The 11,822-nt window shown below is 41.8% G+C and carries 9 protein-coding genes; 8 read left to right on the forward strand and 1 reads right to left on the reverse strand.

The window, feature by feature from the left end:
- Positions 1 to 48 precede the first annotated feature (48 nt).
- The 8 genes from U9Q77_11835 (at position 49) to U9Q77_11870 (ending at position 10,308) form a co-directional block, all read left to right on the forward strand.
- A complete protein-coding gene (locus U9Q77_11835) occupies positions 49 to 1,536 on the forward strand; it encodes a PQQ-binding-like beta-propeller repeat protein (protein ID MEA3288047.1) in 1,488 nt (495 codons plus the stop codon).
- 14 nt (positions 1,537 to 1,550) lie between these two features.
- Positions 1,551 to 2,903, forward strand: coding sequence for a hypothetical protein (locus tag U9Q77_11840; protein ID MEA3288048.1), 1,353 nt, complete (start codon positions 1,551 to 1,553; stop codon positions 2,901 to 2,903).
- A 208-nt stretch (positions 2,904 to 3,111) separates the two neighbouring features.
- A complete protein-coding gene (locus U9Q77_11845) occupies positions 3,112 to 3,822 on the forward strand; it encodes a glycosyltransferase family 25 protein (protein MEA3288049.1) in 711 nt (236 codons plus the stop codon).
- 13 nt (positions 3,823 to 3,835) lie between these two features.
- A complete protein-coding gene (locus tag U9Q77_11850) occupies positions 3,836 to 6,004 on the forward strand; it encodes a patatin-like phospholipase family protein (protein MEA3288050.1) in 2,169 nt (722 codons plus the stop codon).
- A complete protein-coding gene (locus tag U9Q77_11855) occupies positions 6,001 to 7,377 on the forward strand; it encodes a DUF3943 domain-containing protein (protein MEA3288051.1) in 1,377 nt (458 codons plus the stop codon). Before U9Q77_11850 ends, U9Q77_11855 begins: the two co-directional genes overlap by 4 nt.
- A 173-nt stretch (positions 7,378 to 7,550) precedes the next feature.
- Positions 7,551 to 7,970 carry a DUF2147 domain-containing protein gene (locus tag U9Q77_11860; GenBank protein ID MEA3288052.1) on the forward strand — a complete coding sequence of 140 codons (420 nt, stop codon included), beginning with the start codon at positions 7,551 to 7,553 and terminating at the stop codon, positions 7,968 to 7,970.
- A gap of 431 nt (positions 7,971 to 8,401) precedes the next feature.
- On the forward strand, positions 8,402 to 9,976 hold the full coding sequence (locus U9Q77_11865; GenBank protein ID MEA3288053.1) for a metallophosphoesterase family protein: 1,575 nt from the start codon (positions 8,402 to 8,404) through the stop codon (positions 9,974 to 9,976).
- A 32-nt stretch (positions 9,977 to 10,008) separates the two neighbouring features.
- Positions 10,009 to 10,308: a hypothetical protein gene (locus tag U9Q77_11870; GenBank protein ID MEA3288054.1), complete on the forward strand. Its 300-nt coding sequence runs from the start codon at positions 10,009 to 10,011 to the stop codon at positions 10,306 to 10,308.
- A gap of 107 nt (positions 10,309 to 10,415) precedes the next feature.
- On the opposite strand, the gene U9Q77_11875 is transcribed toward U9Q77_11870, so the two are convergent.
- The gene (locus tag U9Q77_11875; GenBank protein ID MEA3288055.1) at positions 10,416 to 11,273 is read right to left on the reverse strand and encodes a hypothetical protein; all 858 of its coding nucleotides are present in this window, start codon (positions 11,271 to 11,273) and stop codon (positions 10,416 to 10,418) included.
- Positions 11,274 to 11,822 lie beyond the last annotated feature (549 nt).

Raw genomic sequence — 11,822 nt, forward strand, 5'->3', positions numbered from 1 at the left:
AAGCATTTGTAGCTGATTCCGCCAGTTCAATGCAATGTGAGAGGGAATATGCGCAGCAAAACATTTATTATAATTCTTGTCACACTGTTTTCATTGTTCCACTGTAATCTTTGGAATCAAGACGAGCCAGATGCGGAAGTAGAGATATCTGTTTCCATCCTTGATATTGGTCCACGCTATGTTGGGTTAATGGTCTCGATTGATCAGGATGTTTCGCCCTGGGATTTTCAATTATTTCGTGACTCCGATTTAATACTATCGAGTCGGGTAGTGGATTCAGACACTACTCTCTATGATACCATTTTGGATTTTAATTCTAACTATGGATATAGAGCAATTCTCATAGTGGAAGGAGAACAAGTCGACTCAACAGAAAGAGTATCAATTACAACGCTTACAATTGACGAGGAAATTTCCCCTCAAATCCAGATCCCTTGGCCATCCTTGGCAAATTCATCCTGGCCAATGCAGCATCGCGACCCACAATCGACAGGTAGGAGTCAGTATTCTGGTCCTAGTCAAGGAGTTGTTGAAAGTATCATTCATTCTGGGATTACTGAATCCGGACCTTCGATCGGCTATGGAGGATCTGTATTTATTGGAAGTTATGAATACCCATTCCCTTTCTATAAGATTGGGATGGATGGAACAATATTTTGGACATATAACTTCGATTGCCAGTCAACGCCAATTATTGGGATTGATAGCAATATATACGTTGGGGGTTGGGATAGTATTAAAGCCTTTTCACCTTCTGGCAGTGTACTCTGGAGTACAGATGTTTATGGTATGGAGACTCTCGGTCCGAATATCGATCGAGAGGGCAATTTATATTTCATAGACGGGGAGCATAATTTGATATGTCTGAATGATCAGGGGGTAATATCCTGGCAATACCACGACTCGCGTTTTCTGCATTGGTACGACGCTTCACCCACCTTCTCTCCAGACGGAACCATGCTTTATATTCAAGGGATAGAGACTTCGGTTTTAGCATTCAATATAGAAGCTCAAGCAATTAGTTGGGTATATGGTGATAAAACTCTTTCGTCAGCACCAGTAATAAATAATAGCGGGAATATTATTTTTATACCTGGTGACCATCTAAGTCCAGCAAATAGGAAAATTGTTTCCCTTTATCCAAACGGCACTCTGTTCTGGGAGTTTGAATTCCAAAATACCCGACTTCTTGATAATACGGAGCCGACAATTGATTGGGATGGCAATATCTATTTTGCAACTGATACTCTTTACTCACTGACATATCGAGGAGCTTTGCGCTGGAAACATCCCATTGAGGGTAGAACAGTCTCACCTCTGATTTGCGACGGTAATAATGTAGTTTTTGTGGGGAGTCAAGACCTCTCAAACGGCGATTGTTTTATTTCTGCTTTTGAGGGCAATGGTCAATCCAGATGGGTCCTAGCGCTCGGAAGCTATGCCGGCTTAGGAGTATCACCTGCTATCACTGAGGACGGTAAGGCACTTTGGTCAACTTGGAGAGATCCAAGTGGGAATCTTTTTATCATTAAATAAGAGGGGATTGGGGAATGAATTTGTTAAAGGGAGTATTCTTGGGTGTTCTTTCGAGCTGTATATTTGCACAGTCGTCACCCGAGTTCGCGTTGCCCGTTGAACTCTATCCAATCGCGAAGGATGAATTGCATAGCTCTGCAAGTACAACTTTTATCATGGAGTCTGTTAGTACAGTATGGGCAAGTGATGGAGGTATTCCAAATTATTCTGCACAGGCTACCTGGATTTCGACGGACTATGATTACCTAGAATATTCCACAACAAGAAATAATAGTGTAGACTATGGATTTAATTTTGTTCGCTCAGAAGACAATAGTGGATCACCAGATAATGTTTTTGGGTATGGAAAATACAAGCGGAGTGTTGAAGCTGGGGAAGATTCGTATTATCTCTTTTTAGACTATCGGGATGACAGGATAGGCTATTACAATTATCTTGGCACACCCACAGGTAGCTCTATCGATATTTGGGTGAGATTTGATTACAATGACAATTCATTTTGGATTAACTCCTATGGATTTAATACCCCAAATTGGGTAGAAGTCACATCGCATTCAACCATCAATTTTTGGGAACTTAAAGGAATGGGGACACCGTCAACATCCAAATTTAAGCCCTATACTCCTCTGAATCTAATGGCTGAAATTAATGTTGGTGGAGGTGCAGCTTTAGACTGGCAACATCATACGCCTTCCGACGACTATTGGAATCAATACAAGATTTATAGGTGCATTACGGATTCGCCGCCAGCCACTTCTTATACTGAGATAGGTCAATCTTCAAAATTATCAACCATGTTTATTGATGGATCTTTGACCTTAGGGACTTATGAAGCAGCTTTTTACAAAGTTGCCGCCTCAAATGCTGGCCTGCTGTCATTCTTTTCTGATTCTGTAATGTTTGGGAGCCCTGCTGCTCCCAATGCCCCATCAAATGGACAACTTTCCATAGTTTCAGATCACCCTAAAATTACCTGGGCGCGAAATACTGAACCAAACATCGATGAGTATATTGTATATATTAGAAAAAATGGTGGATCATGGTGGGAACAAGGACGAGTATCACAGACTAGGTTCCCCTCTTTTATCGACATCCACACCAACACATCAATGCCTATTGATGATCTTGACTATCACATAATTGCAAAGAATAAATTTGAACTTCTTTCTGGGATGAGTTCGATTGTCTCCGTAATGGGTTTGACAGCCAAACCTGTAGCTCCGAGGAATGAAGAAGAGCCAGTGTCGCCCTTTGTTAACAAATTTGATGTATTCCCCAATCCGTTCAATCTATCAACGAATATGCGCTTTAGCATAGAGGAAGATTCAAATGTGACGAAACCGCAAAAAGTATCTGAGAATTCATGAAATGTGCCCTAAATCCATGTATATCAACATTTTGCGTCATTTCGACAGGTGGCTCCTGAGCTTAGCCGAAGGGCTCAATGCAACGCTCTGCGCGAGCGAGAGGGACTTTTTGCGAAGGTGTCAAGCATATGATTATTCTAAATTTAGGGAAGAGGAGTAAAAAAGGTCTAGTTGATGGTGAATTACCAGCAGTCGACGCTTTAAAAGCATGCATTACGATAAAGCTTATGTAATCAGTCTTGAACGTAGCCCTAAAAGGCGTGATTATTTTTATAAATATGCCCGTCGTGCTAATCTGGATGTAAAATGGTTTCCGGCAATTTACGGATTAGATGTCGATATTGATGATTATCTCAGTCGGGGATATCTTGCAGATGATTTTAAATTAAAATTGGCAGGAAGCCTGGGAACCCTGCTTAGTCATGTCCATGTGTGGGAAAAAATCGCTGAAAATCCGGAATGTAATGTGGGACTTGTTTTTGAAGATGACGCCGTAATTAAAAAGGGTTTCGCAAACAAATTTAAAGAGCTATCACCTGATATGCTTCCTGAAGACTGGGATATGCTTTGGCTTGGTTGGCATAAATTGGACTGCTCTCCGGTGAATGAGTTTATAGGGCGCCCCAGGAAAACCCAGGGAAAAAGTGTAAACTCCGGGCATTTTGCCTACTTGATCAAATCCACAAGTGTGGACAAATTGAAATCCATACTGATTCCCTATAGCAATAGAAGCTCAAAGGATGTCCTGCTGAGGAGAAACTTCCATAAGTTTAATGCCTACTTCCTGCTAAATAAGATTGTGAGAACGCCGTTCATGGGGTTCGATTCCGTTCGTAAGAATATCAACAACCCGGACCGTCTTAAAAATCGAATGGGCAAGATGCTGGTTCAAAAAATTAGACAGAAAATATTGGGCTAAAATGAATACAAGGATGCAGTATATATTTGCCATAATGGTTGTTATTGGCAACATATTTGGGGGTCAGCTCTATGCCCAAAAAAAAGTTGCTTTGGTGCTCAGCGGGGGCGGCGCGCAAGGCATGGCGCATATCGGTGTTTTTAAAGCTTTTGAAGAATATAATATTCCCATTGATCTCATCGTTGGGAGTAGTGCCGGCGCCCTGGTTGGTGGGCTCTATGCAGCTGGCGTAACTGTTTCTGAAATGGAGGAAATGGTACGGAATGGAACAATTGAACATCTATTTATTGGAAGACCTAAAAGATCTGATTTACCGATTTGGGAACGCGATGAACTCTATCTTGGGAACTTATCCCTAGGCGTTTCAAATCGACAAATTGTTGGCTCTGCAGGGTTACTGGATGATAAGCTTATCTGGAAGGAGCTCTTCCTATTAACTGCCGCTGCTGATTATCAGGCTAATTGGAATTTTGATTCTCTGTATGTGCCCTTTCGTACAGTTGCATCGGACCTAAGAAAACAAGCGCCCTATGTTTTTTCCTCAGGCCCCATAGCAAATGCTTTGCGACCCTCCATGTCAATTCCTCTCATTTACTCACCGATACAGCAAAACGGGCAGGTCCTAGTAGATGGTGGCGTTTATGTAAAATTGCCGGTTGAAATAGCTGAACAGGAAAACCCTGATTTTATTATTGCAGTAAGTGCTGAGGATGCCCCGGATCATGGTGCTGAAATTCAAGGTATTGGTGGGATGTTCGAAGAAATTAATTCACGTATCCTGGCCAGTGGTGATTCGACTGATGTTCGTGGGTGGGATTATTTTTTTAGGGTTCCAACAGGAGGTCATCATGTCCTGGATTTTCCTGCAGGTGAAACACTTATGCAGGCTGGGTATCTCGCTGGAGTTGAAGCAGCAAAAGAGTTAACCCGACTTCTTGAACAACAAGGCTTTGAAAAAAGAGAGCTCAAATCCCGTGATACCCACCGGAAAGCCCTGGATGGAAAATCGTTAAAACTTGTTTTAAAATCAGAAGGGGCAGATTTTGACCCTGAGATGATTCGCCGGAAATTAAAACTTCCCCAAACTGTTAGGTTTGATCATCAAAAACTAGACGATCTTATTGATGAAGTTTATGCAACTGATATCTATCAAGCCGTTATCCCTTCGCTGGATCAGGAAACGAATGCGGTTGTGCTTACCCTTATTGAAAAGCCAGATGTTCGTACCCGTGGTCGTGTAAAAATAAGTAGTACGGGAGGTTTAACCCTATTCACCCGAACTGATATGCCAGTATCTCGCTTTGGTGGGCTATTGCAACTTGATGCGACCTTTGGAAATGTTTCAGGTGGTCTTCAATTCGCTGTTTATCCTGTTTCGTATCACAAAACGGGGGCACGTTTACCCTTCTCAATTAGGCCTGCAATTGAAGCTAAAACCAGTTATCATAATTATGATTTACCAGGTTCCATTCCACTTTCTGACAGGATTCACTCGCATGAATTGAGCATCCACTCGACTGCTATTGGGGGGTGGGACAGACAGTTACTTCTTTTTGGTGGTATCCGTAGTGACGATCCGGGTCAAATTCTTGGTGTTAACCCAGATTTCAGATTTGTCGATCAATATGATAAACCAATGCCCTTTATGAGGGTGGTCTATAAGGAAGACCATTTTAAACGAGACCTCCCCAGTGTTGAGGGGTGGAAGTATGGTTTTCAAAGTGATTGGATTTGGCAAGATGCGGTTATCGCGAATCAGAATCACTTTTGGAGCGAAATAGGAGGAAAAACAGGGTTGGGTTGGTCGAGCACAGTTGCTCTTGACTACTATACAGGAGATACGATTCTACCCATCTTTTCTATGGGGAAGGTTGCCAGCCCGAAAGCTCTCGCTGAAAAATATTTTATGTATTTATGGGCTGAGGAAGTATTGAACTTATCCCTGGAGCTATCCCATGCCTTATTCAGAGATGACATACGAGGAGAAATCAAGATGGGACACTCACGGTTTAATAATCCAGTGTGGAGTGGTATAGACCAATACACAGACAGTGGACTTTCCTCTGTCGATATATCAGTTAACTATTTTACAATTGTAGGTAAACTCAGTGTAGGCTGGTCTTTTTCTGAGCTGGAAGGTTTCAAGGGGACATCATGGACTCAGATAGGACTTACCTTATGAGATATTTGTGGAAACGAGTGATTATAATCTTGATCTGTGTTCTACCTATCATGGGTCAGTTTCAACCAAGCGATAGTGTCTTCGTAGCGCACCCGCACAGAAACGCCTTACTTCATTCCATGGGACAGCCAGTATTTATTTGGGCCGTCAATTGGTATGTTCTGGATCAGTATTGGGCCGATATCAGCATAAACACACTCCAAACTAATATTGAAACCGGTTGGGTCTGGGACGAAGATGGTTTTGATGTAAATCAGGTCGGTCATCCAACTCAAGGGGCTTTGGTATACACAGCAGCCCGTGCACAGGGACTTAGTTATTGGCAATCTCTAGCCTATCCAACCCTAGCAAGCCTGATCTGGGAAGTGGGGATGGAGAACGAAAGTCCTTCTATCAACGATATGATTACGACCCCCATGAGCGGCGTAGCTTTTGGTGAAATAATTCACCGCTTATCTGTACTGACTCTGGGACCTGGGGCTAAAAAATCTGTGTCGCGTCAAGTATTAACTGGATTGATTAATCCTCTGGGATATGGTTTCAATCGATTAGTAATGGGTGAGTCAATTCATCAACAATACAACCTGGCGCCTACGAGCTTGTTATCAAGCATCTCATATGGGGGCGGACCGGGTTACAAAGGAGAATCTGGAACTGGGAACAGCAACCCAAGACGATTTGTTCGGTTCAGTATGGTTTATGGTAACCCACTTGCCAGACCAAAGAACTTTAAACCGTTTGATAATTTTAATTTTGTGACCATTCTGAATTTTAGTCGTCGTGATTATATCGGTGAGATTTATGCCAGTGGTATGTTGGCAAAACTCTATACGAAACATTCGGATAAATCAAATCTGGTTGTGGCAGTCTTTCAAAATTATGATTTTATGAATCAAGATGATTATAAAGTGTCCAGTTCCAGTGTTGGTCCTGGCCTGATACATGTATATTCGCTGACACCATCTATAAAACTGGGTACCCACGTAAATGGGTCATTTATCTTTATGGGAAGTGCTGGTGATATTAGCGACGACCTTGAAGTGCGTGATTACCATTTTGGTCAAGGGTTCAGTGCAAAATTTATGGGCAGACTGATGTGGGCAGATCGAGGACAGGCGTATATACGACTTAAACGATATTTTATCTATGCCATGGAGGATACCCATGTGGAAGGGTATGAGAATATCAACTTATTGACTATGGGAGGTCAGGTAAAAGTGAATAATAAGTATGGTATTGGACTCGAATATCTAGTAGCCAGTAGAACCGTAAGCTATCTCGATATAGATCGCAAGGACACACTTCAGAAGACCAGTCTTTATCGGATATATCTCTCGTATTACTTAAAAAATACTTTGTTTAATACCAGTTGAACTTCAAAATACACGGTATATCCTTTATCTCGAAGACATTACCACTAACGTCTTTGAGAAGTGAAACGACGTGGCAAGCTCATCTTATAGATTGTCGCACTCACGTAGTTCGTTCGCGAAGACGAAATCTACATGTCATCTTAAATTCTTCAGAATAGAGAAAATATAAAAATATGACCAAACGAATAATTAGCGTAATCGTAGTTCTGTTACTCACATCATTTGTCCTGGCCCAAAAGGCTGATGATATCATCGGGAAATATCGACTACCGAATCAGTTGGATGTTGAAATATTTAAAATAGAAGATAAGTACTTCGGTAAAATTATTGGTTTGGGTGATTTGGATCTAGAACACCAAAAGGATATTAACAATCCTGATAAAGCGTTACAAGGTGAGCCACTTCTGGGGGAAGTTATCATCAAAAACTTAAGGTATGATAAATCCGAGAATCAATGGATTAATGGATCAATGTATGGTCCAGAAAAAGGTCTGATCTTCAATCTGAAAGTAACTGAAGTCAGAGAAAATGAAATTGAAGTGGTTGGGTCAAAATATTTCTTTTGGAGAACGATAATCTGGGAGAAAATTTAAAAAATTAGTGTCTGTCCATAAATTAGGTCTTAAACAGATACTCCTACAGTTTTCCATAACGAGTTTGACGAATACAACGAAAAAGCATTAATATCTTTCGTGAATTTCGTTTGCTTCGTTGTAGAAAAAGAGTTTAGAGGCGGACACTCATTCATCCTTACCACTGTACCCCTGACACATTAATTTTGATGGCGTCGCAAAAAGTCCGACCTACCGCGTCCTCGCATTTTTTCAAGACTTTGACATACCACATGTATGTCTGCATCCTTGAAAAAACACGACTCCTTGTAGGACAAAATCTTTGCTTAGCCATCGAATTAGTTTTTTACTGGATCGTCAATCTTGATATGCAAACACGAGTTGCACCTCATACATGTGTATATACATTGTACTGAATGAAATTACAGTTACCGTTTGGAAAGCATGTGTTTATGAAAAGGTCATCAAGCCCTTGGCTTTTGCCATTTATCTTTATTATCTCGGGAGTAACCCTTGCCCAAGATAATTTTAGAGTTTATCCCTATCTGCAGAACCCCAGCTCAACGGCTATGACTATCCTCTGGTTTTCAGAGACAAATACGCCTGGGAAGTTGATGTATGCTGAACAGACCATAAAAACTCAGAATGTAAAACATTCTCAGCCGATCTTAGCAAAAGCCCTGAAATATTCAACCTGGGAAGGCACCACCTTTTTCAAAGGACAGGCCCCCTCAACTCCCTTTAGTCACCGAATACGGCTTGAAAAACTAAAACCTTCCACCAATTATGCGTATACGGTCACGCAGGGTAATAGTAGCTTTAGCTCTTTTTTTAAAACAGCACCAGCCGCTGATACATCAGTTCGGTTTATCATTTATGCAGACAGTGAAACAGAGCCAGAATCTACTGGAAAATATGCGCTTTGGAGTGATCCAAACAGCAACAGGAAACGAAGATATTTGATTGATCAAACGCAGGGTTATGCTAACAACCTTGAGGTGATTAGATCCCGGCACCCGGATCTGATCCTGATTGCCGGGGATTTGGTTCAGCATGGAGGAGAACAAAGGGATTGGGATGAATTCTGGAGACATAACACCAACCGGATCAGTAGTCTCAGTCTGGCCAGTCAAGTGCCAATTCTCGCAGCCATGGGCAATCATGAATATTATGAGGGAAATAATCTAGACCGCTATAACCAGCCTGGATCCGAGCGAGCAGCCAATAAATATTTGAGCTATTTTGAATATCCTTCAAATGATGTGATCAATATAGAACAGGCTGGCCGCTACTACAGTTTGAAATATGGGCCAGCAACGTTGATCGTTGTTGATCTCTGTAATAATACCCCAGGTAAATCAGAGGATGACACCAATTTCTTTTTACTTGGTGAAAATGATAGGGGAGGCGGAAATGCTCCAGATTTTGGTCCTCACTCACGTCAATATAGATGGCTTGAAATTCAGTTAAAAAAGGCACAACGGGAGAGCATATTTACCTTTGTGGTGTTTCATCATGCCCCCTATTCAAGTGGTCCTCATGGATGGGCACCTGGTGCAGGTAAGCAGCTCGATAAGCAATCGGGCAATGCAACCAGGATTCTGACTCCGCTGTTTATGGAGTATGGTGTAGATGCAGTTTTCAATGGTCATGATGAGATGTGGGAACGATCCGAGTTATCTGGTGTGGAAATAGAACGAAGTGGACATGCCAGAAAGCATACGATTCAGTTTTATGACGTGGGTATTGGGGGCGATGGATTACGGGCTCCCATTGAAGGGCTTACTAATCCCTATCAAAAATTCCTGGCTCACCATGATTCCCCCGAAGTATGGAAAGACAATGTTCTCATCGATGGGGGTAAGCATTATGGGCACTTGGAGATCGATATAATTCAGGCGAATGATGAGTGGCAGGCCGTTCTCAAACCGGTCTATGTCTTCCCCCTCATGGGTTCTGATGGCAAGACCTTCTCTGGCTATTCACGCCGTCTGTATGATGACCAAATCAAGCTAGTGTCACGTTAAGCATGATATAACCGTCTGGTCATTGGTGGCCGATGATTATTCTTTCAGCAGTATTCCTTGGCCGAGTCTGGTGCACGATATGTCCCCTGGAATTGATAACCTTTCTGGCTGCCAAAATTGGGCTAAAGCGAAAGGCTCCAGTTTTCCTGAAATCCGGGTGGGTGATCACAGTAATTTCCCTGATGATCATGGGGATTGCAATTGGGTTGAGATTGCTTGTCGTCCGCAAATTGATCGCAGAACTTGTTGACACTGAAGGGTGGCGGAGCATGTTGCTGTACCTCATCCCTGGCCTGTATGGTGGAGCCTTTTTTGTAATGCTAATTGGGTGAAGAGTTTTGTAATGCGCTTAATCCCCTCAGTTTACTCCGAACAACGCAGTCAAAAATTAAAACCGTGAGGAACAAGTCAGATTGTGCTGCTTCATGAAATGTATGGGCTAAGCTGACTCAGTTGCTTCTGGTGTTAATAGAGTAAGTGCGGTTACTATAATAAAAGCTACCAGTATTATTCCCATTTCCAGTGCATAGTCCAAGGGTTCGACCCAAATCTCTTTGAAGAAATCCCAACGCCCCAATATTTCCACAGCATTCCAAAAGATGATCACTGTGGGAATGGCATAGCGCACGGCGGCGGCCATTTTTTTAAATTTTATTAGGCGGATAAACAAATAAAGCGACCAGATCAAAGAACTGGCAAATACCACGTAGGTGACAGGATGCCGATCACCAAGTAGTCTGTTGTCATAGATTAGTAACAATACGAGGTAAAAGAACCACAGTATAAAAAGGGTTTCCATTGCAGTAATAATGGCGAAATTTCGGTGTTTACCGGTAGGTATTCTGGAAATATTTAGTTTTAGCTTGCGCTGTATCCAGGAGAAGAAATGACAGCGTGTTTGTCCGTTAAACAGGAAGTATAGCATGGAAGCTAATAAAAGTCCCAGGGAGGATGGCATCATCAGATATTCTGGTTTCGTAACGATTTCACCATTTTCCAAAAGGGGGGCTATTCCAAGGTGTTGAGCTGACCAGACAAATGAGAATTCTACCCAACCTGTCCATAGAAGCAGTCCACCAAAAAAGCCGTACCAGGTTGCCGGAGTCTCGTCTTGATTTCGGGCGCCCATCCAAAGCAGGACAGCACCGACGATTCCAAGCACGGTTGCCCCGGGGAATTGTCCGGATGGTCCAAATATTTTTTCAATTAAGATCATCACAGCATGGCCCAGGGGCATAGTAAACAGAACAACTATAAAAGCTAAAATACCGATAAATGGTTTGTTGTTCAGTTTCATAACTCTGTTTCTCCAGTTTCTTTGATTCAGCAGTGTAGTCCGTGATGTGAATATATGCGAATAGGTCTCAATAACAATAGTGTTTATTAAAAATCAAATATTGCCCTTTATAAATTTGACGAAACCGCAAAAAGTATTTGAAAAAACATGAATATCGACTTAACTACAATAATTTTAATAGGTTATGGAAATATGGCGTATGTTTATAATAATCAACACTTTGCGGCTCTGCGCGCGAGAGGGACTTTTTGCGAGGCCATCAAACTTATGGAAACCCAAAATTTCTTCTCTCTTGCTAAAAAAACATATTCGCTATATCCAGAAAATGAAAAGTTTATCACGCATAGGGAGATGAATTGATATTTCCATCAAAATGTTGAATTGGTATCCGGAGATGGACTCATGTGGCATTACTGGTGATCACTGAGAAATTAGTTGTTATATACTGTGATAATTAAGATAGAAATATGACAAGTTGCATCCTGAACCTTTAAATCTACATTGTTGAAACTCGGTGCTAGTGAGTATAATAACAACAGGTTATGCAAT

Source organism: Candidatus Neomarinimicrobiota bacterium (assembly GCA_034716895.1).
Taxonomy (GTDB): domain Bacteria; phylum Fidelibacterota; class UBA8477; order UBA8477; family JABMPR01; genus JABMPR01.

Coding starts and splice junctions, on each gene's coding strand:
- U9Q77_11855 (MEA3288051.1), top strand. CDS start 6,001: ATGAGATATTTGTGGAAACGAGTGATTATAATCTTGATCTGTGTTCTA.
- U9Q77_11840 (MEA3288048.1), top strand. CDS start 1,551: ATGAATTTGTTAAAGGGAGTATTCTTGGGTGTTCTTTCGAGCTGTATA.
- U9Q77_11835 (MEA3288047.1), top strand. CDS start 49: ATGCGCAGCAAAACATTTATTATAATTCTTGTCACACTGTTTTCATTG.
- U9Q77_11860 (MEA3288052.1), top strand. CDS start 7,551: ATGACCAAACGAATAATTAGCGTAATCGTAGTTCTGTTACTCACATCA.
- U9Q77_11870 (MEA3288054.1), top strand. CDS start 10,009: ATGATTATTCTTTCAGCAGTATTCCTTGGCCGAGTCTGGTGCACGATA.
- U9Q77_11850 (MEA3288050.1), top strand. CDS start 3,836: ATGCAGTATATATTTGCCATAATGGTTGTTATTGGCAACATATTTGGG.
- U9Q77_11865 (MEA3288053.1), top strand. CDS start 8,402: ATGAAAAGGTCATCAAGCCCTTGGCTTTTGCCATTTATCTTTATTATC.
- U9Q77_11845 (MEA3288049.1), top strand. CDS start 3,112: ATGCATTACGATAAAGCTTATGTAATCAGTCTTGAACGTAGCCCTAAA.
- U9Q77_11875 (MEA3288055.1), bottom strand. CDS start 11,273: ATGAAACTGAACAACAAACCATTTATCGGTATTTTAGCTTTTATAGTT.